Source organism: Corallococcus sp. CA041A, from assembly GCF_003612075.1.
GTDB classification, from domain to species: Bacteria; Myxococcota; Myxococcia; order Myxococcales; family Myxococcaceae; genus Corallococcus; species Corallococcus exiguus.
The window spans coordinates 1-25,089 of sequence record NZ_RAWF01000152.1; the positions used below are offsets into that span (position 1 = coordinate 1).

At 69.3% G+C, this 25,089-nt stretch carries 24 protein-coding genes and 3 pseudogenes; 18 read left to right on the forward strand and 9 right to left on the reverse strand.

Going from position 1 to position 25,089, the window contains the following annotated elements; translation table 11 throughout:
• A partial coding sequence (locus D7V77_RS45995) for a DUF2380 domain-containing protein (protein ID WP_120578842.1) occupies positions 1–145 on the forward strand: 145 nt, incomplete at its 5' end.
• A gap of 38 nt (positions 146–183) precedes the next feature.
• Positions 184–879 carry a double-CXXCG motif protein gene (locus D7V77_RS25165; protein WP_233597217.1) on the forward strand — a complete coding sequence of 232 codons (696 nt, stop codon included), beginning with the start codon at positions 184–186 and terminating at the stop codon, positions 877–879.
• A 1-nt stretch (position 880) separates the two neighbouring features.
• Here the strand turns inward: D7V77_RS25165 and D7V77_RS25170 are convergent, their stop codons facing one another.
• On the reverse strand, positions 881–3,271 hold the full coding sequence (locus tag D7V77_RS25170; protein ID WP_120578860.1) for a glycoside hydrolase family 31 protein: 2,391 nt from the start codon (positions 3,269–3,271) through the stop codon (positions 881–883).
• Positions 3,272–3,345: 74 nt separating this feature from the next.
• On the opposite strand from D7V77_RS25170, the gene D7V77_RS25175 reads away from it, so the two are divergent.
• From D7V77_RS25175 to D7V77_RS25205, 7 genes are all read left to right on the forward strand, one after another.
• Positions 3,346–3,534, forward strand: a complete 189-nt coding sequence (locus D7V77_RS25175; RefSeq protein WP_120578844.1) for a hypothetical protein — start codon at positions 3,346–3,348, stop codon at positions 3,532–3,534.
• Positions 3,535–3,616: 82 nt separating this feature from the next.
• Complete coding sequence (locus D7V77_RS25180) at positions 3,617–4,120, forward strand: hypothetical protein (protein ID WP_120578845.1); 504 nt, start codon at positions 3,617–3,619, stop codon at positions 4,118–4,120.
• Positions 4,121–4,254: 134 nt separating this feature from the next.
• Entirely contained in the window at positions 4,255–5,898 is a 1,644-nt protein-coding gene (locus D7V77_RS25185) for a GMC family oxidoreductase (RefSeq protein WP_120578846.1), read from the forward strand.
• A 346-nt stretch (positions 5,899–6,244) separates the two neighbouring features.
• Positions 6,245–7,663 carry a sensor histidine kinase gene (locus D7V77_RS25190; RefSeq protein ID WP_233597214.1) on the forward strand — a complete coding sequence of 473 codons (1,419 nt, stop codon included), beginning with the start codon at positions 6,245–6,247 and terminating at the stop codon, positions 7,661–7,663.
• A gap of 99 nt (positions 7,664–7,762) precedes the next feature.
• Positions 7,763–8,434, forward strand: a complete 672-nt coding sequence (locus D7V77_RS25195) for a DUF2378 family protein (RefSeq protein ID WP_120578847.1) — start codon at positions 7,763–7,765, stop codon at positions 8,432–8,434.
• A 130-nt stretch (positions 8,435–8,564) separates the two neighbouring features.
• Positions 8,565–10,004 (forward strand): dGTP triphosphohydrolase, encoded by a 1,440-nt coding sequence (dgt, locus tag D7V77_RS25200; RefSeq protein ID WP_120578848.1) that lies wholly within the window; start codon positions 8,565–8,567, stop codon positions 10,002–10,004.
• Between the two features lie 56 nt (positions 10,005–10,060).
• Positions 10,061–10,735 carry an SOS response-associated peptidase gene (locus tag D7V77_RS25205; RefSeq protein ID WP_120578849.1) on the forward strand — a complete coding sequence of 225 codons (675 nt, stop codon included), beginning with the start codon at positions 10,061–10,063 and terminating at the stop codon, positions 10,733–10,735.
• Between the two features lie 10 nt (positions 10,736–10,745).
• On the opposite strand, the gene D7V77_RS25210 is transcribed toward D7V77_RS25205, so the two are convergent.
• Positions 10,746–11,123: a two-component system response regulator gene (locus D7V77_RS25210; RefSeq protein WP_233597215.1), complete on the reverse strand. Its 378-nt coding sequence runs from the start codon at positions 11,121–11,123 to the stop codon at positions 10,746–10,748.
• A gap of 201 nt (positions 11,124–11,324) precedes the next feature.
• On the opposite strand from D7V77_RS25210, the gene D7V77_RS25215 reads away from it, so the two are divergent.
• On the forward strand, positions 11,325–12,524 hold the full coding sequence (locus D7V77_RS25215) for a hypothetical protein (protein ID WP_120578850.1): 1,200 nt from the start codon (positions 11,325–11,327) through the stop codon (positions 12,522–12,524).
• Between the two features lie 117 nt (positions 12,525–12,641).
• Positions 12,642–15,380 carry a response regulator gene (locus tag D7V77_RS25220; RefSeq protein WP_120578851.1) on the forward strand — a complete coding sequence of 913 codons (2,739 nt, stop codon included), beginning with the start codon at positions 12,642–12,644 and terminating at the stop codon, positions 15,378–15,380.
• Here D7V77_RS25220 and D7V77_RS25225 read toward each other — a convergent pair.
• The 3 genes from D7V77_RS25225 to D7V77_RS25235 form a co-directional block, all read right to left on the reverse strand.
• Positions 15,377–16,894 carry an Hsp70 family protein gene (locus D7V77_RS25225; protein WP_120578852.1) on the reverse strand — a complete coding sequence of 506 codons (1,518 nt, stop codon included), beginning with the start codon at positions 16,892–16,894 and terminating at the stop codon, positions 15,377–15,379. The two genes, D7V77_RS25220 and D7V77_RS25225, sit on opposite strands and share 4 nt — an antisense overlap.
• A 125-nt stretch (positions 16,895–17,019) precedes the next feature.
• Positions 17,020–17,403: a GIY-YIG nuclease family protein gene (locus D7V77_RS25230; protein ID WP_120578853.1), complete on the reverse strand. Its 384-nt coding sequence runs from the start codon at positions 17,401–17,403 to the stop codon at positions 17,020–17,022.
• On the reverse strand, positions 17,390–17,962 hold the full coding sequence (locus D7V77_RS25235) for a hypothetical protein (protein WP_120578854.1): 573 nt from the start codon (positions 17,960–17,962) through the stop codon (positions 17,390–17,392). Before D7V77_RS25235 ends, D7V77_RS25230 begins: the two co-directional genes overlap by 14 nt.
• Positions 17,963–18,211: 249 nt before the next feature.
• On the opposite strand from D7V77_RS25235, the gene D7V77_RS25240 reads away from it, so the two are divergent.
• The gene (locus D7V77_RS25240) at positions 18,212–19,543 is read left to right on the forward strand and encodes a hypothetical protein (protein WP_120578855.1); all 1,332 of its coding nucleotides are present in this window, start codon (positions 18,212–18,214) and stop codon (positions 19,541–19,543) included.
• Positions 19,544–19,725: 182 nt separating this feature from the next.
• Here D7V77_RS25240 and D7V77_RS25245 read toward each other — a convergent pair whose 3' ends face one another.
• Positions 19,726–20,232, reverse strand: a complete 507-nt coding sequence (locus D7V77_RS25245) for a hypothetical protein (protein WP_120578856.1) — start codon at positions 20,230–20,232, stop codon at positions 19,726–19,728.
• Between the two features lie 2 nt (positions 20,233–20,234).
• The gene (locus D7V77_RS25250) at positions 20,235–20,678 is read right to left on the reverse strand and encodes a hypothetical protein (RefSeq protein WP_120578857.1); all 444 of its coding nucleotides are present in this window, start codon (positions 20,676–20,678) and stop codon (positions 20,235–20,237) included.
• Positions 20,679–20,956: 278 nt separating this feature from the next.
• Between D7V77_RS25250 and D7V77_RS46000 the strand changes: the two are divergent.
• The 3 genes and pseudogenes from D7V77_RS46000 to D7V77_RS25260 all read left to right on the forward strand — a co-directional run.
• Positions 20,957–21,181 (forward strand): annotated as a pseudogene (locus D7V77_RS46000) (phage tail protein); the annotation flags it as partial.
• Positions 21,182–21,291: 110 nt separating this feature from the next.
• Complete coding sequence (locus tag D7V77_RS44350) at positions 21,292–21,543, forward strand: hypothetical protein (protein ID WP_158629012.1); 252 nt, start codon at positions 21,292–21,294, stop codon at positions 21,541–21,543.
• Entirely contained in the window at positions 21,540–22,235 is a 696-nt protein-coding gene (locus D7V77_RS25260; RefSeq protein WP_199733868.1) for a phage minor tail protein L, read from the forward strand. Before D7V77_RS44350 ends, D7V77_RS25260 begins: the two co-directional genes overlap by 4 nt.
• Before the next feature lie 39 nt (positions 22,236–22,274).
• Here the strand turns inward: D7V77_RS25260 and D7V77_RS43335 are convergent, their stop codons facing one another.
• A complete protein-coding gene (locus D7V77_RS43335; RefSeq protein WP_147452155.1) occupies positions 22,275–23,264 on the reverse strand; it encodes a hypothetical protein in 990 nt (329 codons plus the stop codon).
• A gap of 164 nt (positions 23,265–23,428) precedes the next feature.
• Between D7V77_RS43335 and D7V77_RS46005 the strand changes: the two are divergent.
• The 3 genes and pseudogenes from D7V77_RS46005 to D7V77_RS46010 all read left to right on the forward strand — a co-directional run.
• Positions 23,429–23,662: pseudogene (locus D7V77_RS46005) on the forward strand (Mov34/MPN/PAD-1 family protein); the annotation flags it as partial.
• Positions 23,663–23,702: 40 nt separating this feature from the next.
• Positions 23,703–24,161, forward strand: coding sequence for an NlpC/P60 family protein (locus tag D7V77_RS44910; RefSeq protein ID WP_233597216.1), 459 nt, complete (start codon positions 23,703–23,705; stop codon positions 24,159–24,161).
• 292 nt (positions 24,162–24,453) lie between these two features.
• Positions 24,454–24,654, forward strand: a pseudogene (locus D7V77_RS46010) (tyrosine-type recombinase/integrase); the annotation flags it as partial.
• Between the two features lie 148 nt (positions 24,655–24,802).
• Here the strand turns inward: D7V77_RS46010 and D7V77_RS25275 are convergent.
• The coding region (locus tag D7V77_RS25275) for a helix-turn-helix domain-containing protein (RefSeq protein ID WP_304485878.1) at positions 24,803–25,089 on the reverse strand (287 nt) is incomplete at its 5' end.

Here is a 25,089-nt window from a genome sequence, read left to right on the forward strand (position 1 = left end):
GGGAGGGCGGGGTGGTCCCTGGAATCAGACGTGGCGTGACTTCGCTCGTAAGAACACGAATGCGACTCCGAAGGAGATCCAGGACCAACTGGCTCGGATGATCGTTGACTTCAACATCATGGGACCCATTGTTTCCTACTATTAGCTTCGCTAGTCGCCGGAGGATCCGTGAGGTTCTTTGAAGTGAATGCTGCGAAAGGGGCGCGCTTCACCGGATTCATCGATGGCGCGCACCGATGGGGATTGCCGGGAGGGTTGTGTCCTGTGTGTGGGTCCAGCCCTGGTGGACTGGGAGAGGCATATCCCTCCGTGGATCTCTCGGGCTGGGCCCATAGGGGAGAGCTCGCGGAAGCACGGCAGGTTCCGCTCGAGGAGTACGAGCGACTGCGTGATCTCGTCCGGCTTCAGGTGCCCTTCGAGGCGCCATTGCTGCCAGGGGCCGAGTTCGGGCCTCTCATCGGCAAGGCCTCCGGCAAGTGGAGTGCGCTCGATCTGTATGACCCTTGGACCCTGGTGATGCGGAGCGAGATCGTGGACCTGCTGCGTGAGGCAGGCATCGCCCTTCGCGCGAGCAAGATGGACCTGCGCTTTCGGAGCAAGGTCGAGGTGGAGCTGCGGGAGGTCGAGATCCATTGCCGAGGCCGACTGCACGACAGCTGCTTCCCGGGCGGGCGGGAACGCCCCTGCGAACGGTGCGGGCGGCAAGGAGGCAGTTATCCCGACGCCCCCATTCTCGATGGGCGCACTCTGACCGGCGACCTGGACCTGTTCCGCCTCAGCGACTACACGACCATCATCATCGCCACGGAGCGCTTCGTGGACGCCGTGAACCGCTTCGGATTCGAAGGCGTCGTGTTCAAGGAGCTCCCCGTCCTCTGATTTACGGAGCCACGTCCAGTCGCGTCCAATCCGCGGCGACCTGGAGCTCCAGCACGCCGTCCTCGAAACGGTGTGCCTGCGCTCCCGTCACCTTTCGCACGGACGTCAATCCATACACCCGGATCGTCTCCTCCGTCCGTGCCCGCGCGAGCGTTCCCGCCTCGCTCCGCTCCAATCGCAGCATTCCATCCGTCACACCGCCGCGCAGCGCCGTGAGCCGTGACGCACCGTAGCCGTCTCCCGCGTCCTCGTAGAGCCGGCCGTGGATCTCCGGCGCCGCGTGCACGTGCCACTCCAGGTGCTTCCAGTTCGCGTCCGTGGTGTGCATCGCGGGCCGTGTCAGCGCCACCGCGCCTCCCGCGCGCAGCCACACCGGCACCGTGTCCAGCGGCCCGTCCGCGATGACGTGCTGCCCTCCCTCGCGCACCTCCCCTGTCCACTCCAGTCCCGGCCACTCCAGCCATGTCCCCGCCGGCAGGTACGCCAGTCGCTTCGTCTGCCCAGGCCGCACCACCGGCGCCACCAGCAGGTCCCTGCCAAACAGGAACTGATCAAACGCGCCCGCAGCCTCCGCGTCCCCGGGTGCCTCCATCAACAGCGGCCTCAGCGGCGCGATCCCCGTCTCCGACGCTTCGTGCATCAGCGTGTACAGCGTGGGCAGGAGCCGGTACCGCCGCTCCAGCGCCGCTCGCGCCAGCGTCAGGTAGGGCTCTCCGAACCGCCACGGCTCCTGCGGCGACGTTCCCTTGCCCGCGTGGTTGCGCATCAGCGGGTAGAACGTGCCCGTCTGCATCCACCGCACCAGCAGCTCACCGTTCGCCCGGCCGATGAAGCCCGGGATGTCCACCCCTGTGAGCGCTACCGCCGCCAGGCCCAATCCCATCAACATGGGCAGTGACGTCTCCAACTGCGTCCAGTGGCTGGAGTTGTCCCCCGTCCACACCGCCGAGTAGCGCTGGATGCCCGCGAACCCCGCCCGCGTCAGCAGGAACGGCCGGGCCTCTGGACGCAGCTCTCGCAAGCCTTCGAACGCGCCCTTCGCCATGCCCAGCGCGTAGACGTTGTGCACCTCCAGGTGCCGCTTCTCCCCGTGACGCGCGTCGTACGGCAGCGTCTTGCCTTCCACCTGGCCAATGCCTTCCGCGCGCTCGCTCGTCAGCGTGAGGATGCCCACGTCCGGCTGCACCCCGAAACACGATGGCTCGTTCATGTCGTTCCAGAACCCCGCCACGCCCATCGCCACGAAGTCGCGATGCAGGCCTCCCCACCAGCGCTGCACCTGAGGCCGCGTCAGGTCCGGGAACACCGCGGGCTTGGGCCACACCTCGCCCACCAGCACTCCGCCCCGGTCGTAGCGCACCAGGTAGTCGCGTGCCTTCGCGTCCTCGTACACGTTCCAGCCCGGCTCCAGCTTCAAGGCCGGGTCGATGATGGGCACCAGCCGCACGCCCTGCGCCGCCGCCTCGCGCACCAGGCCGGCCGGGTCTGGATATCGCGCGCTGTCCCAGGTCCAGACCTTGTACCCATCCATGTAATCGATATCGAGATACACGCAGTCCAGCGGCAGGTTCCGCTGCCGGTAGCCCTGGATGACGCCTCGGATGTCTCGCGCGTTCTCGTAGCCCCAGCGGCTCTGCTGCGCGCCCAGGCTCCACAGCGGGGGCAGGGGAGGCAGCCCCGTCAGCGCCGCGTACCTTCGCACCACGTCCGCGGGCAGGGGCCCCGCGAAGAGGTAGCAGTCCAGCTCCGGCCCCCACGACTCCCACGCCACCCGCGACGCGTCCGCCAGCGCCACGTCCACCTCCGAGCGCCAGGACTCGTCCAGGAAGAACCCCCACGCCACGCCGTCGCGCAGGCCCACGAAGAACGGGATGGACTGGTAGAGCGGATCCGTGTCCGGGTGGTGCGGCACCACGTCCGTGTTCCAGAACGTGAGGTGCATGCCGCGCTTGTCCAGCGGCCCCACCTTCTCGCCGAACCCCAGGTAGCGCTCCCCCTCCGGCGCCCGCAGCTTCAGCCGCGCGCGGTGCCGGCTCATCGGATACGCGGCCTGCACCTCACCGGACACATCCACGCAACGCGCAAGCTCCCGCCCCTTCGCGTCCTGGAAGCGCCACGTCCCCGACTCCGTATCCACCTCCAGGGACACGCCCTCCGCCGTCACCCGCGTGCGCTCGCCGTCGCGCTCGACCTTCAGGGGGTGGCCCCCTTCGGCGATGACGGACCAGGACCGCTTGCCGGGCAGTTCGGGATGGAGGAAGCCGATCTCCGACGACACCGGCGCGTGCCTCAACCGCAGCACTCCGGGCAGCGGACACGACACCTCCAGGACGGCATGCCGGCCGGACAGGCGCAGCCGGTGGGGTTCGACGTGGGCGTCAGTGACGTGCATGCCTCGCAATCTAGGGAGCGCGCGCGGCCCGCACCCGCCTTTCCTCCCGGGCTCGTGCGATGCTGTGCACTGCCATGACGCCGCCACATCCGCTGCCGTTCCCGGACAGCCTCTGCCACCGCTGCGCCGCGCCGCCCCGCTACGTCCAGACCCGGACCTCCACCTTCATCATGTGTCCGCTCCTGCCCCAGAAGTACGCGCCCCAGCCCGTGCGCGCGTGCTCTCTCTTCCGTCCCACCGAACCCGGCGCCACACCCGCCTGACTCTGGTGGCGAGCAGGCAGCGGGGCGAAAAGGCCATTCCCCGCGCGGCATCCGTACCTTTGTCACAAGCAAAGGAGCCTTCATGGCCAGCCGTCGGAAGACCCACGCCGCCCCCCGGCGCAAGCACGCCGCCGCCACGCCCGCGAAACGCGCCGCGCGCAAGAGCCACGCGTCCGCCAGCGCCAGCGGCCGGTATACGGACCCCGCGCTGCGCGAGCGCCTCAAGAAACGCATCATGAAGAGCGACAAGGGCGGCCGCGCCGGCGAATGGAGCGCGCGCAAGGCCCAGCTCCTCGCCGCTGAATACAAGAGGGCCGGCGGCGGCTACCAGGGGGCTCGCGGCACCTCGCAGCGCCACCTGTCGTCCTGGACGAAGGAGAAGTGGGGCACCCAGGACGGCGGCACCCGCGCCCGCCACGGCCGCACCACCGCGCGCTACCTGCCCAAGGAGGCCTGGGCCCACCTGAGCCCGGCCCAGAAGAAGGCCACCGAGCGACGCAAGCGCACCGGCTCCCGGGCGGGCCGCCAGTTCGTCGCCAACACGCCCGCCGCACGCCGGGCGAGGAAGCAGGCCACGAAGCGCTAGCCCACGTCCCGGGGCCCTCCGTTCATTCCGGAGGCGTGCGACAGGTCCCGCCCGGCCGGCTCGCGCTCGTGGCATAGAGTGCGGACCTCCTGGAGGCGGGAAGCTCACACGCTCCGGGAGACGGAGAGGACGTCATGGACTGCGACTGGCTCATCATCGGCTCGGGGTTTGGCGGCAGCGTCAGCGCGTTGCGGCTCGTCGAGAAGGGCTATCGCGTGGTGATGCTGGAGAAGGGCCGGCGCCTCCAGGGCCAGGACTTCCCCAAGTCCAACTGGAACCTGAAGCGCTGGCTGTGGATGCCTCGGCTCGGGTGGCGCGGCCTCTTCAAGATGACCTTCTTCCGCCACGTCACCGTGCTGTCCGGCGTCGGCGTGGGCGGCGGCTCGCTCGTCTACGCCAACACGTTGCCCATCCCGCGGGACGACTTCTTCGACGCCGCCTCCTGGGGCCACCTGGCGCCGTGGAAGGAGGAGCTCGCGCCGCACTACGCGACCGCGCGCCGCATGCTGGGCGCCACCGTCAATCCGCTCAACACGTTCCCCGACCAGGTCCTGCGTGAAGTGGGAGAGGACCTGGGCCGCCCCGACTTCCAGTCCACCACCGTGGCCGTCTACTTCGGCGAGCCCGGCGTCACCGTGAAGGACCCCTACTTCGGCGGCGAGGGCCCGGACCGCACCGGCTGCAACGCGTGCGGTGGCTGCATGCTGGGCTGCCGCAACAACGCCAAGAACACGCTCGACAAGAACTACCTCTACTTCGCGGAGAAGAAGGGCCTCTCCCTCCACGCGGACACGGAGGTGACGTGGGTGCGCCCCCTGCCCGGCGGCGACGGTTACGAGGTGACGGCGAAGCAGGGCACCGGCTTCTTCAAGAAGACGCGCCGCTTCACCGCGAAGCACGTCATCTTCGCGGGTGGCGTGCTGGGCACCATGGACCTGCTGCTCAAGCTCAAGGACGCGCCAGACGGCCTGCCCCAACTCTCCGAGCGCGTGGGCGACGGCGTGCGCACCAACTCCGAGGCGCTCATCGGCGTCATCAGCGGCAAGAAGCAGAAGGACCGCGACCTGTCCCGGGGCATCGCCATCGGGTCCATCCTGCACACCGACGAGCACTCGCACCTGGAGCCCGTGCGCTACCCGGCGGGCTCCGGTTTCTTCCGCCTGCTCATGGCCCCCCACGTCCCCGGCGCCACCGCGTGGTCGCGCGTGGCCCGGCTGGTGGGGCTGCTCGCGCGCCGGCCCGTGCGCTTCCTCCAGGCCTTCTTCGTCCCGGACTTCGCGCGCCGCACGATGATCCTCCTGTACATGCGCACCATGGAGGGTCACCTGCGCATGCGCCGCGGCCGCGCGCTCACCACCGGCTTCCGCTCCGGCCTCACCACCGGCCTGCAGGAAGGCCCCGCGCCCACCGCGAACATGCCGGAGGCCTTCGACCTGGCGAAGCGCGTGTCCGACAAGCTGGATGGCTACCCCATGACCATGGTCAGCGAAACGCTCATGGGCATCCCGACCACCGCGCACATCCTGGGCGGCGCGTGCATGGGGGACTCGCCAACGACAGGCGCCATCGACGCACGCCACCGCTTGTATGGCTATGAAGGGCTGTACGTGGTGGATGGCGCGGCCATCTCAGCCAACCCAGGCGTGAATCCCTCACTCACCATCGCCGCGCTCGCCGAGCGCGCCATGACCTTCATCCCCGCCGCCCGGGAGCTGCCCCGGGGCGACACGGACGCCACGCTCGAAACACCCTCGCGCGCACACGCCGCCATCTCCTGACACCCCCCGCGGGGCGTGTACGCGGATGCCCCCTGTGCCCCCTTGGGACCTGGGGGCGGGCACCATTGGTCAGACGTGAGCGCGGGCCTTGTACTCCGGTCCTGATTTCGGCGTGTCCGGTGGACGCGGGAATGCCCCGCTTGTCATTGTTGGCTGCGAATGCACGGGCTGGCGCCACCCCGGCGCTGTCCCTCTCCGTCGGTATTGGAGCCGACAGTGTTCAGGCACCGGCACTTCACGTGCCCCCAGGCAGCATGGCTGGCCTGGAGAGTTCCGTGTAGTTCGTATTTTACATGATTATCCGTTTTCGCCACCAGCCCGGTCAGGTGAAGAGATGACTTCGTTCATGTCAGCCTTTTCCATTCATGTTCCGGTGAATGTCTCTCCAGGCCTGGAGGACCGGGCCGCGGCGCTGCTGGCGTTGCAGTTGCGTGAGTCGCGCAAGCGGGTGGATGGCCTGTTCACCTGGCTGATGTTGGGGCAGTGGGCGGCGGCGGTGGTGGTGGCGGTGTTCGTGTCTCCCCATGGGTGGGAGGGCAAGGTGCGCGCGCTGCACCTGCACGTGCAGACGGCGGTGCTGCTGGGCGCGGCGCTGAGCGTGTTCCCGGTGATGCTCACGCGGCTGCACGCGGGGGAGACGGCGACGCGCCACGTGGTGGCCGTCAGTCAGATGCTCTGGTCCGCGCTGCTCATCCACCTGACGGGGGGCCGCATCGAGACGCACTTCCACATCTTCGGCTCGCTGGCGGTGCTGTCGTTCTACCGCGACCCGAAGGTGCTGCTCACCGCCAGCCTGGCCATCGTCGTGGACCACTGCATGCGGGGCGCGCTGTGGCCGGAGTCCGTCTACGGACAGCTGCACCCGGAGGGGTGGCGCTTCCTGGAGCATGCGTTCTGGGTGGCCGCCATCGACGTGGTGCTGGTTGTCGCCTGCCGGGACGCGCTGCGCGAGCTGGGAGAGCGGGCCGGGCGTCAGGCCCTGGCGGAGGCCACCATCGAGGAGGAGCTGGCGCTGCGCGTGGGGCAGCTGGACGCCGCCGTGCGCGAGGTGCACGCCGTCCGCGGCCACGTGGAGCAGATGGAGCGGTTGGCGTCGCTGGGGCAGCTCACCGCCAGCGTCAGCCACGAACTGCGCAACCCGCTGGCGGCCGCGCGCACCGCGCATGCGTTCGTCCAGCGCCGGCTGCGCAGGGTGGAGACCTCCCCCACGGATCCGCGCATCGCGCGCTTCCTGGACATCATCGACCGGGAGCTGCAGGCGTGCTCGGTCATCATCTCCGACCTGCTGGACTACGCGAAGGGCCGGCCTCCGCGCCGCACGCCCTGTCCGCTCAAGCCATTGGTGGAAGAGGCCATCAGCGTGGTGCCGCGCCGCGAGGGCGTGCGCGTGCACATCCAGGTCCCGGATGGGCTGCCGGTGCCGTGCCTGGACCGCGAACAGTTCCGCCAGGTGCTGGTCAACCTCATCCAGAACGCGGTGGAGTCCATTCCGGCGGAGCGCTCCGGGACGGTCTGCGTGCACGCCGATGCGTTGGGGGATGGCGGCTGGAGCCTGCGCGTGACGGACGACGGGCCGGGCATCCCCGCGTCGCTCCTGGAGCGCATCTTCGAGCCCATGTTCACCACCAAGCTGCGCGGCACCGGGCTGGGGCTCGCCATCGTGAAGCGGCTGGTGCAGGGACATGGCGCGCGCATCCAGGCGGAGAGCGACTTCGGCCATGGCTCGCGCTTCACCGTCCTCCTCCCTGAAGCGTCTCTTCCCTGAGGCGTGCGCGCCGGCTGCCGCGGCGCATCCCGGAAGAGAGCAGCAGCACGTTGGCGATTCGCACGTGGGGCGTGGGCTCACGCGATAACGGAGGCAGGCATGCAGGCACAGGCGAAGCCGTACCCGGAGGCGGGTGCGGTGGATGCGGACTGGGCAGTGCGGCGCATGGCGGCGACGGAGCTGGACACCGCCCGGGGGATGTTCTTCCTGGGGGTACTGGAGACGGTGCGCACCGGCGTGGGTGAGGAGGCGGTGGCCGCCTGCCGGGCGGTCACCGACGAGCGCCGCTTCGTGGGTTTCTTCAACTACCCGGTGGCCACCTTCCTCAAGCTGGCGCAGGTGGCGGCGCGGCAGTTGTCACCCCGGTGGGGCGGGGGCGACGAAGCGCTGCGGCAGATGGGGATGCAGGCCACGCGAAGCTTCCTGGAGTCCGCGGTGGGGCGCACGTTCCTGCTCCTCGCCGCGGGTGACCCTCGCAAGCTCGTGACGAACCTGCCGTCCGGCTACCAGATGGCGGTGAGCTACGGGGAGCGCACCGTCGACTGGAAGGGAGAGGGGGACGCGCTGTTCGTCATGCGGCGTGACTTCATGCCGCCGGCGTATCACGAGGGGGTGCTGCGCGAGGTGCTCGCCATGGTGGGGACTCGGAATCCGCGGGTGCAGGGGCGCAAGCTGGGCCTTCTGGACACCGAGTATCACATCACCTGGGAGGTGCCCGTCGTGCTGCCCGCGGAACCCCCCAAGCCGTCCCGCTGGCGGGTGTTCCAGTAGGGCGCGCGGGGGACCGGGAGTTGGGGCCCGGTCCCCCTGGCGTCGCGCTCTGGATGGCGCGGGAACTTGCGCCTCCGGTGCGGGGGAGCACGATGGCGGGGCTCTCCTCGCACCGGGAGGTCTCTTCCTCGTGAGCAGCAGTGACAATCAGGAACGGACGGAGCGCTGGCGGCGGCTCCTGTCGGACACCCGCGTCGGGTCGGGACCTCGCTCCTCGCAGGCGGAGGATGCGCACCGGCAGCTCGACGAGCGCAACGACTACTCGCGGGACTACGACCGCATCGTCTTCTCCAGCGAGTTCCGCTGCCTGCACGACAAGACGCAGGTGTTCCCGCTGTCGACGAGCGACTACACGCGCACGCGCCTCACGCACAGCATCGAGGCGTCCTGCGTGGGCCGCTCGCTGGGCCATCAGGCCGGGCTGCGGTTGAAGCTGCAGGGCGTGGAGTTGGATCCATCGCACCTGGGCACCATCGTGGCGGCGGCGTGCCTGGCGCACGACATCGGCAACCCGCCGTTCGGCCACTCCGGAGAGGCGGCCATCCAGCACTGGGTGGGCCAGCGGCTCGCGCGGCCAGGGGAGGGGACGAAGAGCCCGTTCGCGACGGAGGCCGAGTGGCGGGACCTGTGCGACTTCGAGGGCAATGCGCAGGGCTTCCGCATCCTCAACCGGCTCCAGTCGCGCGAGCGCCGGGGCGGGCTTCGCTACACCGCCGCGACGCTGGGGGCCATGAGCAAGTACCCGCGTCCGTCGGTGCTGCCCGGCTCGCGGCAGAAGACGAAGGGCGTCGTGTCGGAGAAGAAGTTCGGTTACTTCCAGGACGACGTCGACCTGGCGCTGGAGGCGTACCGCGCCACGGGCCTGCGCGAGCGCGAGCCCGGCGTGTTCAGCCGCCACCCGCTGGCCTTCCTCGTCGAGGCGGCGGACGACATCTGCTACGCGGTCATCGACCTGGAGGACTCCGCGAAGCTGGGGCTCGTGTCCATGGAGCGCGCGTGCCAGCTGCTGGAGTCGGTGCTGCCGGAGCCCACGGTCCGCAAGCCGCCCCGGCACCTGGAGACGCGGATGGCGCAGGCGCGGGCCCGGGCCATCGGGAAGCTCATCCCCAAGTGCGTGGAGGCCTTCGTGGAGCACGCGCAGGACCTGGAGGCGGGGCGGACGGAGACGTCGCTCACCGCGCTCAAGCCCGACGTGCGCGCGCAGCTGGAGGAGATCACCGACTTCACCCGCGAGCATGGCTACTGGAGCGAGCGCGTGCTCCAGATTGAGAGCGCGGGCTTCAAGACGCTGGGCGGCCTGCTGGACATGTTCGCCCTGTCGGTGGTGGCGGAGTCCCCCAACGCGGAGGAGAAGAAGCTGCGGCAGCTCTTGCCCATGGAGTGCTTCCAGCGCCCGGAGTTCGCGGCGGCGGATGAAGCGGCGCAGAAGCCGCTCCGCAGGGACGAGGCCATCCAGCGGCTCACGCCGTACCAGCGGCTCTTGTGCGTGACGGACTACATCACCGGCCTGTCGGACAGCCGCGCGGTGGAGCTGTACCAGCGCCTGTCTGGCATCCAGCTGCCCACGTAGGCCCTCGGGCGTCCGGAACGTGCGGCGCCGGCCGCCGGGCGCTACGCTTCATCCCCATGTGTGGCCGAGTCACCGTCCGGACCTCCCCCGCGCAGCTCGTCGCCGAGCTGGAGCTCGCGGGCGCGCGCGCGACGCTGGAGCGCGAGCGTTTCAACCTCTGTCCCACGCAGCTGTTGCCCGTGGTGCCCAATGACGGCGCCCGGCTGCTGGACGTGTTCCGCTGGGGGCTCATCCCGTCCTGGGCGAAGGACGCGTCCATCGGCAACAAGCTCATCAACGCGCGCGGTGAGACGGTGGCGGAGAAGCCCAGCTTCCGCTCGGCGTTGAAGCGCAGGCGGTGCCTGGTGGTGGTGGACGGCTGGTACGAGTGGAAGCAATCCACGAAGCCCAAGACGCCGTACTTCTTCCACCACCGCGACGGGAAGCCGCTCGCGCTGGCGGGCCTGTGGGAGGAGTGGACGGCGCCGGACACGGGCGAGGTGCTGCGCACCTGCACCATCATCACCACGAGCCCCAACGCGCTGATGGCGCCCATCCACGACCGGATGCCCGTCATCCTGTCGCCGGAAGGTCAGGCCGTGTGGTTGCGCCCGGAGCCGCAAGAGGCGTCCGTCCTGCTGCCGCTGCTCGTCCCCGCGACGGAAGCGCCGCTGGACGTCTACGAAGTGGCGCGCGGGGTGAACTCCCCCGCCAACGACAGCCCGGAGTGCGTGGCCCGCATCGCGGCCTGAGCCGCGCCTTCTATTCTCCCGTGGGCGCCCAGTAGGGCGCCACCGCCTCCTTGAACAGCTCCATGTGCAGGGGTTTCTGCAAGGTCCCGACGACGCCGGCCATGTGCTCCGTCTGGAAGCTGGCGGTCAGCACGAAGACGGGCAGCCCACACAGCGTCGCGTCGTCGTTCATCCGGCGGAGGAAGCTGTGTCCGTCCATCACCGGCATCATCAAATCCAGCAGGACGATGCAGGGCTTTCGGCAGGACGCCAGCGCCAGTAATCCCTCCTCACCATTGGTCGCCGTCAGCACGGAATAGCCTTCGAATTCGAGGTACCGGGCCATCACTTCCAGCTCCGGCTCGTCGTCGATGAGGAGGATCAAGGGCGGGGTCGTCGCGTCGGGCACGGCTCTCTCTTCCGCGTGGTCAAAGGAAAGCTAGGTCGCCCGAACACCGCACTGCCCAGGGCCCACCATTGATTCCGGGCCGGCGGTTCCAGTCACGGCCAGTGAGGCAGGGGGCTGGCTGGCCGTCTGCCCTGAAACAGTGGCGCGGCGGCCCGGGACACTTCCTGGGTGCTCCGGAAAAAGCCCTCTAGGATTCGCGCCATGACGTCCTCCGACAGGGTCGCGCCAGGCAGGCGCCGGCGCATCGCCGTGGCTTCCCTGACGGGGCTCGCCGTACTGGCCGGTGCCGGCCTGCTGGCAGCGGAGGCGTGGTTCCAGGGGAGGTTCGAAACCCCGCTGCGTCTGCACCGCGAAGCGCTGGCCGCGAACGTGGACGCCTACTGCGCCGAAGAGGCCATGCTGGGCGCCGACCCCTGGTTCCACGAAGGCCGGACGGAAGGGGACGCGGGGCTGTTGCTCAACGCCTGGCTGCCCTGGTCGCGCGACCTGAAGCGGGCCCCGCCGGAAGGCTCGCCGCTCGTCCTTCCGGAGTCGCTTCGCGAAGAGGCACTGGACCTGAAGCAGGGCCGGTGGCTCACCGCGAGCATCGACGTGTCCCGCCTGGACTTCGACTGGATGGTGCGGCTGCTGGCCTATGACCGGTGGGACCTGTTCAACGGCAGCCCCCTGAGCGCCGAGGGCCGCTTCAACTGGGCCGCCGGTGAGGTCCCCGACCTCTTCCTCCTCCAGCGCTGGGCGAAGTTCCGCATGCTCCACGGCCTGAGGACCGGCCACCCGGTGGAGGCCGCGCAGCAGGTGCGCCACCTGGCGTGGCTGAGCCTGCGCACGGACTCGCTCGTGGGCGGCTCGCTGGCCGTCAACCTGCTCGACATCGAGCGGCTCGCGCACGACGCCATGCCTTCGCCCCCGGAGGACTGGACGCCCATGCCCGCCGAGCAGACGGCCCGGATGAACGCCCTGCTCCAAGCGGCTCCCCAGTTCGCGGGACTCGCCGCGCCGCCGGACGTGGCCCGGAAGGCCCGCGGCTGCGCGACGGAGGCGAACCGGTGCATCGCCCTGACGGAGACCGCCTTCCACGCGCGGCTGCTGGAGTCCTTCGCGGCCCCCTCCCTGGATGAGGCCACCGCCGCGCTCGACCGCGACCTGGCGGACGCCGGCTGCCCCACGCTCGCAGCGCATGAGGTGCGCACGCGAAGTGTGACGTTGGAGGACCCTGCATCAGGAATGTCCTCCCTGGCCTCCTCCATGGCATGGATCCCCTGGACCCCCGGCCAATGGGCCCGCTCACGCATCGCCCGGGGCGTCCTCGCCAGCACCCTGGGTGACCTCACGCCGCTGCATGGAAACAGAACGAAACCTCCCGCCCCCCTGCATGGCCAGGCAGGCCTTCCAACCCCCTGAATCGCCGTCCCGGGAGCACCGGGAAAAGGCCTGTGCCTGCCCACCTCCACGGTTTTCCGTGGATGACATGGAACTGGCGCCTCGACTGACCTACAGTTCTTGAACGGAGGGGGAAGTTTGCCCGAACTGCCACCCAGCGCGTATCCGGCCTTGTTCGAGCACACGCGTGACGGCGTGCTCGTCCTGGACCCGACCCTGCGGGTCGTGGCCGTGAACCGCGCCGCGGAGGCGCTGCTGGGCCCTCGCGACCTGTGGGTGGGGCGGTCCGTGGAGGGCGTGCTGCCGGGTTGGACGCCCCCCCAGGTCTCTTCTCCGGGCGACGCTGCCCTGGAAACGGAGCTCCCGGTGGGCCCGGTGCGCTCCGTGCGGGTGCAGGCGGTGCCGCAGGACGGCGGCTGGCTGCTGCTGCTGAGGGGCCTGGACGCGGCCCTGGCGGCCGAGTCCATCCTCCGGCAGCAGAAGGAGTTCTTCGAGGCGGTGGTGCGCCACAGCCCGGTGGCCATCGTCACCATCAGCCGCGCCTTCGAGGTGCTGTCCTGGAACCCCGCCGCGGAGCGGCTCTTCGGGTACGCGCCGCAGGAGGCGCTGGGCCGCAACATCCTCAAGCTCGTGGCCAACGTGGACGACATCCGTCCGCAGGCCGAGGAGACGTCGCGCGAGGTGCTGAGCAAGGACCGCGTGCACGTCGTCACCAAGCGCGTGCGCAAGGACGGCACGGTGGTGGACGTGGAGCTGCGCGCCATGCCGGTGACGGTGGCGGGCCAGTCCATGGGCTTCATCGCCATCTACCACGACGTCACCGACCTCCAGCGGGCGCGCCAGTCCGCCGAGGACGCCAACCAGGCCAAGAGCCTGTTCCTGGCCACCGTGAGCCACGAAATCCGCACGCCGATGAACGCCATCATCGGCATGGCGGGGCTGCTGATGGACACGGCGCTCACGCCCGAGCAGCGCGACTTCGCGTCCACCATCCGCCAGAGCGGGGACGCGCTGTTGGGGCTGCTCAACGACATGCTGGACTTCTCCAAGATCGAAGCCGGCCGGGTCGAACTGGAGCAGCAGCCCTTCAACCTGCGCCAGTGCGTGGAGTCCGTGCTGGACCTGCTCGCCATGCGCGCGAGCGAGAAGTCCCTGGACCTGGGCTACCACGTCACGGACGAGACGCCCGTCAGCGTGGTGGGCGACGGCGCGCGCCTGCGGCAGGTGCTGCTCAACCTGGTGGGTAACTCGGTGAAGTTCACCGAGCGCGGCGGGGTGTCCATCTCCGTGGACACGCCGCGCCAGCCGCTCGCGCCGGGCGGCCTCTTCGAATTGCACTTCTCGGTGCAGGACACCGGCCTGGGCATCACCGAGGCCGCGCGCGCGGGCCTCTTCCAGCCCTTCAACCAGTTGGACGAATCCGTGTCGCGCCGCTACGGCGGCACGGGGCTGGGGCTGGCCATCAGCAAGCGGCTGGTGGAGGCGATGGGCGGGCGGCTGTGGATGGAGAGCGAGGGCGTGCCGGGCAAGGGCGCCACGTTCCACTTCACCTTCCAGGCGCGCGAGGCCCCGCGCGGCGCGGAGGCCCTGCGTCCGGACGCGCTGAAGCTGCACGGCCGGCGCGTGCTGGTAGTGGACGACAACGCCATCAACCGCAAGCTGCTGGGCCGCCAGCTGGCCGCGTGGGGGATGGCCATCGTGGAGGTGGGCTCCGGCGCGGAGGCGCTGGCCAAGCTGGAGTCCGGGGCCCGCTTCGACCTGGCCATCCTGGACCACCGCATGCCGCTGATGGACGGGCCCACGCTGGCGGCGCACATCCGCCAGCAGCGCGACGCGCGCGAGCTGCCCCTCCTGCTGCTCACCTCGTTTGATCAGCGCGACGCGCAGCCGCCCGGCCTCTTCACGGCGGTGCTGCCCCGGCCGGTGAAGGCGTCGCAGCTGCATGACGCGCTGATGACGTGCCTGGCCCAGGACCTCATCTCCGCCCGGCCCATGCCCGTCACGCCCGCGCCCGCCACGCGCGAGCGCTCCGTGTTCAACTCGCGCCCTGGCGAGCAGATGCCGCTGCGCATCCTGCTGGTGGAGGACAACCCCACCAACCAGAAGTTGGCGTTGCTGGTGCTGGACCGGTTGGGCTACCCGGCGGACACCGCGAACAACGGCCGTGAAGGGCTGAACCTCCTGGCGCGCAAGCGCTACGACGTCGTGCTGATGGACGTGCAGATGCCGGAGCTGGACGGCCTGGCGACGACGCGCCAGCTGCGCAGGGACATGCCCCTAGGCGAACAGCCGTGGATCATCGCCATGACGGCCAACGCGATGACGTCGGACCGCCGCGAGTGCCTGGACGCGGGCATGGACGACTTCCTCAGCAAGCCCATCCGCGTGGAGGAGCTCATCTCCGCGCTGCGCCGCGCCTGGGAGCGCCTGCAGCGCGAGCCCGGGGCCGCCCCCTCCACCCGTGCACCAGTGGGCCCGCGCATGGGGGCCCCGCGCATCCGGGGCCTGGAGTCGGGCGCGTTGGAGCGGCTGTGGCAGTCCCTGGACGGGCAGGTGGAGCGGATGCTCCCGGAGCTTGTGGACACCGCGTTGGAGAGCATGCCCCGGCTGATGGAGGACGCGCGGGGGGCGCTCGCGCGTGGCGAGCTGGAGAACCTGGCGCGCGCCGCGCACACGCTCAAGTCCAACGCGGCCTACTTCGGCGCGGCCATGCTGGAGTCGCTGTGCTGGGACATCGAGCAGCGCGCGGACGCCCGGGTGCTGGACGGGATGGAGCCGCTCGTCGCCCACTGCCAGGAGGCGCTGGACGAAAGCCGCCAGCTCCTGGAGCAGCTCAAGGGCACCGTGGTGTCCGGGCCAAGGCCTGACGCCTTCTAGGCCCGTTGGGGCGCGTTCGGGTCGCTGATGGTGAGCGGCTGCCGCTGTCCATCCTTCGCGACGAGACTCGCGGTGAGCGAGAAGTCCGGCCCCATGCGCAGCTCCAGCGTCGTGGGGCCCGGGTGGGCCACGCGCCAGTCCGGTTCGATGCGCACGGTGCCCAGGAGCTCGCGCTCCACGGTGGTGCGGTCCAGCGCTTCAAACAGCGCCACCGGCACGGGGCCGGGCCAGGGCGGCAGCTCCAGGTCCACGGAGCGAGTGCCGGGCACGGGCGTGTTGGCGGGGAGCACCTCGTGCTGGCCGCCGCCGGGCACCATGGCGCCAATGGGCATGGGCACCACGTCCGACAGGCCGCTGATGCCGCGCGCCAGGTTGCGCCCCAGGATGGCCGCGCCCACGGCCACGCCCAATTCCGGGTGCACTTCCTTGTCCGACGACAGCTTCTTGAAGTGGGCCAGGCGCTTGCGGATGGCGGGCATGCGCGTCTGGCCGCCCACCATCACCAGCTCGTCGATGGCGTCCGGCTTCAGGCCCGCCTTCTCCAGCACGTCGTCGCACGCGGCGGCGGTGCGCTCGATGAGCTGGAACACCATGGCCTCCATCCGCTCGCGGGTGAGCGTGACGTTGAAGTCCACGAAGGCGCCGTCCTTCTGCGTGATGCAGGGGATGCGGATGGGGACGGACGCGCCGCTGGAGAGCGCCATCTTCGCGGACTCGGCGGCGAACACCAGGCGCTGCATCACGACCTTGTTGCCGCGCAGGTCGATGCCGTGCTGCTTCTGGAAGTCGTCCACCAGCGCTTCCACGATGGCTTCGTCGAAGTTGGCGCCGCCCAGGAACGCGTCGCCGCCGGTGGCCAGCACCTTCACCACGCGGTTCTGCACGGACATGAGGGTGACGTCGAAGGTGCCGCCGCCCAGGTCGAACACCATCACCGTCTGCTCGGGGTTGCGCAGGTTGGCGTAGTAGAGCGCCGCGGCGGTGGGCTCGTTGACGATGGCGCGCACGCGCAGGCCCGCCTTCTCCGCGGCGCGGCGGATGGCCTCGCGCTGGCGGATGGTGGCGTGCGCGGGCACGGTGAGTACGCACTCCTTGAACGGGGTCCCGGCCGCGTGCGTGGCCAGCGTGTTGAGGTGCTTGAGGATGAAGTGAGCCACGTCGATGAGCGGCGTCACCTTCCCGTACACCTCCACGGCGGTGTAGCCGTCCGGGCCCTCCACCAGCTCGAAGGCGAAGCGGTTGCGGTGGCGGGCCACGTACTCGGACTGGAAGCGGCGGCCCAGGAAGCGCTTGGCGCCGAAGATGGTGTGGCGCGGGTCGTCGATGATCTGCCGCCGCGCCGCGGGGCCGACGATGGCCTTGTCGCCCGCGTGGAACCACGCGATGGAGGGCAGGGTGAGGCTCTTGTCCGCGATGGGCACCACGCGCAGCTTGTTCGCCTTGTCGAAGAAGGCCGCCGCGGTGTTGGTGGTCCCGAAGTCGATGCCGAGGATGGGGGCGGCGCTGGTGCTCATGGGGGGCCTCCATCCTCGCACGTCCCGCCGCGCCGGGGCACCCGGCACGGCAGGCTGGATGTGCTCAGGGGTGCTCCCGGACAGCGCCATTCGCCTGGGCGCGGAGGTCGGTTGAACCCACCGTGTCAGGTCCTGGGCTGCGTGTTGTAGCCGGCGTCGCCGTAGGGCTTCAGGCGCTCCAGCCACATCTCCTCCAGCACCTTCAGCTCCTCCACGGGCGGAGGGCCGCCGGGCTCCTCGCGAGGTGGGAGCTTGTCCAACACCTCGAAGGAGAAGGCCGCTTCGCCGTGGCGCTCCCAGTCCGCCTGCAGTTCGGGGACTCGGTGCATGCGCTGGGCGAACTCGAACCGGATGCGGTTGAACATCGCGCTCAGGTTGAGGGCATGGCCCACGAACAGCTTGCCGTTGGCGTGGCAGCGGATGGCATAGATGCCCATGGGCACCTCCGCTTCCTTGTACGCGCGCTTGCGTTCCGCGCGGGCCGCGCGCGAGTCGTCACCGGACGCCATGGTGACCTCCGAAGCCCAGCGAGACGAGCTTCGCCTCCAGCCGCTCCTTCGCGGCAGGGTCACGCGGGCGCACCCAGTCGCGGCCCATGCGCTCCCAGTCCACGTCGCGCGAGTCGATGCCCAGCGCCTGGAGGAAGTCGGCCCCGCAGATGAAGCACTGGTCGCGGAAGGGGAAGAGGAAGCCGCCTTGCGCGTCGAGTGAACGCGAGGCCTCCTCATAGGTGGAGAACCACCGGTTGAGGAACGGGCTCTGGCCCTTCTGGAAGAAGGCGCGCGTGTCCAGCGCCCGCGCACCGCCCTCCAGGGCCTGCTTCAGCTCCGTCCAGGTGGTGTGCCCTGCTTCGCGCGCGACGACGGCGAGCCCGTGCTTGTGCTGCACGGCGTCCCGGCGCGCGAGCACCTCGCCCAGGGGCAGGGCCGCGAAGAAGGGCAGGGCGCGCATCCGTTCCGCGGCGCGCGTGGCGCGGGCCGTGTCGGACGAGTCCAGGTCCTTGAGGAGCAGGGACGCGCGGACCTTGTACTCATGAAGCGTGACGGGGAGGGTGCTGCCGGTTCCCATGACGAATCCTCCGTGCTGGCCCTCACCCGTTGGGGGACCGTGGAAGGACTTCATCGGGGCTCTGGCGACAGCGGGTGAAGCGAGGGTGACGTCGTCTTTCCGGGCGGCGGGCACCCCTCGGCACCCGTGAGGCACAATAGACCAGACGCGCCGCGCGGGCGTCAACGCGGCTGGCGGCAAGTGGCCGGGAGGGCACACCATGACTCGGACCATCCCCAGGGGGCGCGTGCCGGGTATGTTCCGGCGGTGATGCCCGAACGCGCACGCACAACTCCCTCCCTGAACGACCATGCTGTATCCGGCCTGGAGGCCGAGCGGATCCTGGAGGGCGGCGCGGAGCTCATCTCCGGGGCGCTGCGCCCCCATGCCGAGTTGGAGGCCGTGCTGTCGGCCCGTGGCTGGAAGCGCCGGTTCCTGAAGCACCCGGAGCGGGTGTCGGCCCTCGTGGCTGGGGACAGAGGGGTGCGGGAAGCGCTGGAGCGGGTGCACCGCCGCGCGGCGGTGGAGGCGTGGACCGAGGACGTCCCCGTCCTGCGGCAGGCCCGGGCGCTGTCCGCGCGGCGCGAGCGCCTCACCCGGCTCGCGCGGCAACGGCTGGACACGTTGACGGTCGCGCCTCCGGACGTGAGCCTCGAAGAGGCGCTGACGCGGTTGGAGGCCTTGCTTCGCCAGCCTGTCAGCAAGGCGCTGAAAGAGGGCGAGGTGCTCGTCTTCGAGCCCGCCCACGGCCGGTCGAGGGAGCCGGGCCCGGGCATGGGCGGCATGAACGTGCCCTCTCTCCCTCTCCTGATGGTGCCGTTGGGCGCATTGCTCTTCATCCTCCTCCTGGCCTCTGGTCTTCCCTGGGCCCGGGAGTTGGGGATGGCCTTCCTGGGGCTCTCCCTGGGAGGCCCCCTGGTGTGGTCCGTGCTGCGCTCCGGCAGGGTGCGGATCACCAGCGAGCGGGTCCTCTGGACGCCCGTGTTCGGCGCGGCACAGGCGGTGCGTCTGGACTCGATCCTGGATGACGGCGTCCACCTGGACCGGAGCCAGTTCGACCTGGTGGTGAAGGGCGACCGCCGGCTGTGCGCGCGCAGCGTGCGGGATGCCCTGGGGTTGATGCTCTCGCTGGAGCTGCATCGTCAGCCACCCCTCCTCGGCGCGGCGGCTCGGTCGGGCGAGCAGCTGGAGGACGTGGCCCTCCTCCCCGCGAAGGTGGGGGACGTCGACGGGGTCTGCGTCCTGCGGCCCCACGCGCTGGCGTTCATCCCCGACAGGCGCGGCCCCCAGGCGCTTCAGGCCGTCACCGGCAAGCCCACGCCGCTGAAGGGGTTCGAGGCGGACCGGGTGTTGGAGGAACTGCGCTGGCTGCCCGCGGCGGAGTTCGACGCCTGTGTCTCCCGCGTGGTGAAGGCCACGGGAGGGCTTGCCTGGACCCCGGGGGATGCGCACTTCGTTCCGGGCCCGCCGATATGGATGGCGATCCGGATCAAGCGCGGTGAGCAGGTGCTGCTCGCCCGGGCGGACTGGCTCTATCGCGCCGCCGCCGAGAGGATTCTTCAGGGCTGGCGCAAGCGCCCCGCGCCTCCGCCCCCAGAGTAGGGAGCGGTCCATCCGAGCGCTTACGACTCGGACTGGGCGTCCTCCTTCGCGTGCACGTCCACCCCGTCCTGCTGGAGGCGCGTCGCCACTGCGCAGGTGATGTGGGAGTAGATGTCGCCTGGCCAGGATGACGTACACCTTCGTCAGGGAGCGGTAGGCGGGAGGTGCCGCAGCCCTGCCCGTCAAGATGGGTGAGCAGCCCATCCTCTCACGTCGTCCTGGTTGCCAAGCTCCAGGAGGGCGTCACGCGGGTAGTTCTCCAGGTCCTCCTCCAGCCACCGTTCCCCGGGCCGGGAGAGGTGGAAGCGCAGTGTGCAGGCGTTGCTGCACCCGAGGATGGTGGTGAAACGCTCCTCCGCTGGCAGCACGCGCTGCAGTTCCAGCGCGAGCCGGAGGCCGTAGCCGACCTGCTCTTTCAGCGGCAGCCGACGCTCCCACGGCTCCTCGTCGAAGGAGCCCACGAAGTCGGCGACGTGCACCTTGTTCGTGAAGCACTCGTAGCCGGTGGCGTCCGGGAAGGTGGGCTGAATGGCCGGGGCGACCTCCAGCGCCTGCCGCCGCCACACCCAGAGGCCATGCCTGCCGACGACACCCTCATCGAGCAGCGCCTGCATCCTCGGGGTGAGCGGGCGCGACTGCACCGCCTGGACCTGGGCGTTTCGCAGGTACGCCTGCATCAGCACGTTCAACCTCACAGGGCCACCTCGCCCAGGTAGTACAGCCCCTTTTGGACGGACGAGGCAAACTTGGCGTCCGTTGTCAGCAGTTCGTTCACCCAGCGGGGCGCGTTGGTGAAGCTGCGCGTCGCGGGGTTGTACAGGTACTTCGCCCCCGTCTGCGCATCCTGGAAGTGGATCTGTCCGGGGCGCACGCCGGGCGCCGGGTTCTCCACATCGAGGCGGACCATCCCCTTCTGCCACAGCGTCTTGCTGTCGATGCGCGTCCCACGCGCGCCGAGCATCCGCTCCGCGGGCGCGTCGGCTCCACAGGCCTCGTAGGCGCCCGGGTGTCGCTTGAGGCAACAGGAGACCGTGCTATCCGACTGATTGCACTCGGTGGCCGGGATGACGGCCGCTCCACACCCGCCCCAGAGGCTGGCCAGCAGGCACACCAGCAACGCGCGCAGGTTAGACATGGGCTCCCCTCGCCCGCGGCGTTAACCGCAGGGCTGGTGGGAAGCGTGCGCGCTCGTCATCGCACAGTGGCAGGGAACTGCGCGGCGCGGTGTCCGTTCATAGACAAGCGGTTCGCGCAACGCCCAGTGGGGGACGGAGGAGCCGAACTACCGGGCAAGAACTCCGCCCGTCCGACTCGAACTGCCGGGCCACTTGCCGACCACAGCCGGATTTTGTCCGCGCCTCCGCCGAATGTGGCCCGCATGTGCAGGCTGACTCTCGGCGGGAGGCGGTAGGCATGGAGCGCTTCCCTTTCACCCCGGACTATGGGGCCCAGGCGGACTCGGTGCCCCGGGTGCGCAAGGCTCAGTTCGGCGAGGGTTACACCCAGCGCTCCTTGGACGGCCTCAACCCCGTCCTGCGCCGCTGGGCCCTCCAGTTCTCCAGCCTCACGAAAGTAGACGCGGACACCCTGGAGGCCTTCCTGCGCGCCCGCGCGGGCGTCGAGGCCTTCGAGTTCATCACCCCGGACACGGCCTGGGCCGTCACCGCGCAGCCGTTCGGGATAGGGGATGGGCCCGGACGCAGTGGCTCCTGCAGCGACCGCTCTCCCCGGAGGTGCCGGAGCTGCTGGTGCCTGCCACGGGCTGGACGGCTCCGCCCGCCGTCTACGTCGCGGGCGTCGTCCAGATGGAGGGGACTGCCTACACGCTCTCCGCCTCGGGACTCGTCACCTTCGCCGTGGCGCCAGGCGCCGGGGCCGCGCTCACCTTCACCGGAGCGGGCGAACTGGCGGCGCACGTCGTGTGCGAGGAGTGGCACCGTGTCGCGAAGGGCTTCAACGCCTACGACTTCACCGCGACGTTCCAGGAGGAGGCAGGGTGAGCATCGCCAGAGACATCCAGAGGCTGGACGCGGGGGCCCTCGTGGAGCTCTTCGTCCTGGACGCCACCAACCTGCCAAGCGGAGGCGTCAGCCACTTCCACGCGGGGACCAATGGCCTCTGCGGGCCCGTCGTCTGGCAGGGCATGGCCTACGAGCCCTGGGCCATCCAGGTGAAGGGCTTCGACAGGTCGGGCATGGGGCGCTTGCCCCGGCCCACCCTGACGCTCGCCAACGTCGCCGGCACCATCGGCGCCATGGCGAGGGACCTGAACGACCTGCTGGGCGCGCGTGTCCTCCGGAAGCGCACCTTCGTCCGCTACTTGGACGCGGTGAACTTTCCCGGAGGCGTCAATTCCACCGCCTCGCCGCTGGACGCCTTCCCGGACGACGAGTTCGTGGTGGATCAGAAGACGGTGGAGAACAAGCACGTCATGGAGTTCAGCTTGGCCGCGAAGTGTGACCTGGACGGCGTCCGCATCCCCCTGCGCGTCATCACGCAGCTGTGCCCCTGGGAGTACCGCGAGGAGGGATGCGGCTACGCCGGGCCGCCGGTAGCGAAGGTGAACGACACGCCCACGTCCAGCGCCATGGAGGACCGCGGCGGGAAGCACCTCGCGAGCTGCAAGCTGCGCTTCGGGGAGAAGAGCGTCCTTCCGTACGGCGGTTTCCCGGCCGTTGGGCTGATCCGGTAATGCTCTGCACGCCATAGGCGAGCGTGGCGGCGTTGCGAATCATGCCCCCTTGCCATGTTTGCTGTTTCGGGCCTTGGATTGTTCGAAAGGTGCTGCCGATTCGGAGCCAGCCATTGCTTGAGGGGATATAACGCTTGGCGGTTGGCCGTGTGGTGCCGATGAAGTCTGTTGGGCTTGTGCGGGCTGCTGACCGCTTGTGCCATGTGGGCCAGCAACAGCAGCGTGCACTCGTGCCTCTAGTTGGTCGACTAGGAGAGCCATAAGCGCATAGGCGCGCTTGGTAAACAAGCCAACAAGCAGGCCGCTGAAGGCCATGCTGTATGGATTGAAATTTGGCACCTCGCCCGCCAAGTCCAACATGAATACGCTGCGCCCGCCCCTTAATGCGAGAAATGCAACAAAGCCGGAGGCGAGCGCGAGCGCCAGTTGCTTTGGAGGTATGTATGCCCTCTGGCTTTCTCGCATGACTGCGATTATGGAGCCGATGAGGGTGCAACTGGCGATGATCGTTGCCAGTAGGAAGTCATTTCTCGTGTAGGCAATCTGTCTTGCCAGTTCGACAATTGGAAAATGCTCGACGTTGACGGGTGGCGTGAACTCGCGAGGATCTCTGAGGCCAGCTAGTTCGGCTCGCGCCATGTTTGAGTAGAAATGGTATTCATAAACGATGTGTTTCGTGGTGCTGTTTTGTGTTGCTCCTCCTCGGATAGACAAGAACTCTAGTTCGGCTCTCGCTCTGGCGGCCTGTAGGCGGACTACTTGCGAAAGGTGCATCTGGGAACGAATGGTTGGTAGCTCTGGAGAGTCTTCGGGGTTTAAGAGCTTTTGTGTTTGAATCCCGTTCAGAGCTGTGTCGAGGATTTGATTTTCGGTTTCTCGGATCTCGGCGATTGCATGGTGTCGCGAACTGATTTCCGAAATAGCGAGGATGGCGAGTGAAATGCTTAGCAGTAGGATTCCGAATGTCCATGCTCCAGTAAACAAGTTGGTCATGAACTCTTCGAATTCGTCCGGCTTGTAGGTTGGCATGTTTGTTTATTTATTGCTTTCGGTGGTCATTGTGCTCTTGGTGTTCGTCTTCAGAGGGGGTGTTGTTCTTGTTGGGATTCAGCCAAGAATCCAGGTTTTGTGTTGGTTTGCAGGGGTAATGCCGTGATTCGGATTCGGTCCACGCATGTTAACACTGTGGTGGCATGGTCGACTCTTGCAGGCTGTCGCTGGCCGATGACGTCTTGGGCGCCGCGCTCGCCCACGCCCAAGCGAAGTACCCCCGCGAGTCCTGTGGCCTCGTCGTGCTGGTGGACGGAGCCCGGCACTACCGCCTCTGCCGGAACCTCGCCGACGGCCAGGCGCACTTCGTCCTGGCCCCGGAGGACTTCGCCCGCGCGGAAGGGGAGGGCGAGGTGCTCGCGGTGGTGCACTCCCACCCCAAACGCCGCGCCGGAGCCCAGCGAGGCGGATCGGGTGATGATGGAGCGCTGGGGGCTGCCATGGCTCAGCGTCAACGTGCCGGTGGGGCACTGGCGCCTCTGGTACCCCGACGGTTACCGGCCGCCGCTGGTGGGCCGCACCTTCAGTCACGGCGTCCTGGACTGTTACTCCCTCATCCAGGACTACTACCGGGAACGCCTGGGCTTGACGCTGCCCGACTTCGAGCGCCCGGACGACTGGTGGGCGAAGGGCGGTAACCTCTACCTGGAGAGCTTCGGCCGCGCGGGCTTCGTGGACGTGACGGGGCAGCCCCTGCGCGAGCACGACGTCCTCCTCATGCAACTGCGCGCCCCGGTGCCCAACCACGCGGGCGTGTACCTGGGCGGGGACGTCCTCCTGCACCACGTCATGGGGCGCCTGTCCGGCCGGGAGACGTACTCCGGCTTCTGGGAGCGCATCACCCATCGCGTCGTGAGGCACGCCTCCCGATGCTGACGACCATCGTCCTGGGTGGGCCCCTGGGGAAGCGCTTCGGGCGCGTCTGGAAGCTGGACCTCTCCGTGCCCTCGCCCGCCGTTGGGGGCCCTGAAGTGGTCGGACATCGACTGGGACGCCGGGGAGCACGGCGTCATCCACGTCCGGCGAAGCTGCTCCAGGAGCACGACGAAGGGTTCGAAGGAGCGGCTCGTGCCCATCCACCCGCAGCTCCGCCCAGAGCTGGACGCCTACAGGCAGCGCGTCGTGGGGAGGGGATGGACTCGTCTTCCCGGCACCGCGGAAGGGCGGCATGCGCCACACGAGCTGGCATGTGACGAAGCTTCTGCGCTCCATCGCCAACCGGGCTGGCGTGACGCTGCCGGCGGGCTTCACCTTCCACGGCCTCCGGAAGCAGTTCGGTAGCTTCGTCCATCAGGCCACCGGGGACCTCGTGGCCACCCAGCGCCTGTTGGGGCACGCGTCCCCCCAGGTGACGGCCGCCATCTACCTGGCGGACGACGTCGCGCACCTGGCACGGCAGGTTGGCCGGTTCCGGGTGGTTTCAGGAATGGCGGACGAGCACACGGCGAGCACACGGACCAGCCACGGGGCGGTCCGCGAGGGCAGTACCTCTAAAAAGGAGCAGCAAATGCAGGCATTTACGATTCAGACTGTCCGCGGCGCAGGCCCAGGGCCTTCATCTTCTTGTAGAAGTGACCCCGCTCCAGGTCGAGGATCCGCGCCGCCTCCGTCACGTTGTCATGCGTGTGGGCGAGCACCCGCTGGATGATCTCCCGCTCCGCGTTCTCCACCTGCTCGCGGAAGGTCTGATCCACGCGAGGCTTCCAGCCGCCCGGGTTCGCGCTGGCAGGCTCGGGGGCGGGCGCGGCCTGCGTGACGGCCGCGACGGGGGGCGCATCACCGCCCACGGTGGGCTCGGGCATGG

Bases quoted from the DNA above. Each gene is read 5' to 3' on its own strand.
- D7V77_RS25170 (WP_120578860.1), bottom strand. From the start codon at position 3,271: ATGCACGTCACTGACGCCCACGTCGAACCCCACCGGCTGCGCCTGTCC.
- D7V77_RS25175 (WP_120578844.1), top strand. From the start codon at position 3,346: ATGACGCCGCCACATCCGCTGCCGTTCCCGGACAGCCTCTGCCACCGC.
- D7V77_RS25180 (WP_120578845.1), top strand. From the start codon at position 3,617: ATGGCCAGCCGTCGGAAGACCCACGCCGCCCCCCGGCGCAAGCACGCC.
- D7V77_RS25185 (WP_120578846.1), top strand. From the start codon at position 4,255: ATGGACTGCGACTGGCTCATCATCGGCTCGGGGTTTGGCGGCAGCGTC.
- D7V77_RS25190 (WP_233597214.1), top strand. From the start codon at position 6,245: ATGTCAGCCTTTTCCATTCATGTTCCGGTGAATGTCTCTCCAGGCCTG.
- D7V77_RS25195 (WP_120578847.1), top strand. From the start codon at position 7,763: ATGCAGGCACAGGCGAAGCCGTACCCGGAGGCGGGTGCGGTGGATGCG.
- D7V77_RS25205 (WP_120578849.1), top strand. From the start codon at position 10,061: ATGTGTGGCCGAGTCACCGTCCGGACCTCCCCCGCGCAGCTCGTCGCC.
- D7V77_RS25215 (WP_120578850.1), top strand. From the start codon at position 11,325: ATGACGTCCTCCGACAGGGTCGCGCCAGGCAGGCGCCGGCGCATCGCC.
- D7V77_RS25225 (WP_120578852.1), bottom strand. From the start codon at position 16,894: ATGAGCACCAGCGCCGCCCCCATCCTCGGCATCGACTTCGGGACCACC.
- D7V77_RS25230 (WP_120578853.1), bottom strand. From the start codon at position 17,403: ATGGCGTCCGGTGACGACTCGCGCGCGGCCCGCGCGGAACGCAAGCGC.
- D7V77_RS25235 (WP_120578854.1), bottom strand. From the start codon at position 17,962: ATGGGAACCGGCAGCACCCTCCCCGTCACGCTTCATGAGTACAAGGTC.
- D7V77_RS25240 (WP_120578855.1), top strand. From the start codon at position 18,212: ATGCCCGAACGCGCACGCACAACTCCCTCCCTGAACGACCATGCTGTA.
- D7V77_RS25250 (WP_120578857.1), bottom strand. From the start codon at position 20,678: ATGTCTAACCTGCGCGCGTTGCTGGTGTGCCTGCTGGCCAGCCTCTGG.
- D7V77_RS43335 (WP_147452155.1), bottom strand. From the start codon at position 23,264: ATGCCAACCTACAAGCCGGACGAATTCGAAGAGTTCATGACCAACTTG.
- D7V77_RS44910 (WP_233597216.1), top strand. From the start codon at position 23,703: ATGATGGAGCGCTGGGGGCTGCCATGGCTCAGCGTCAACGTGCCGGTG.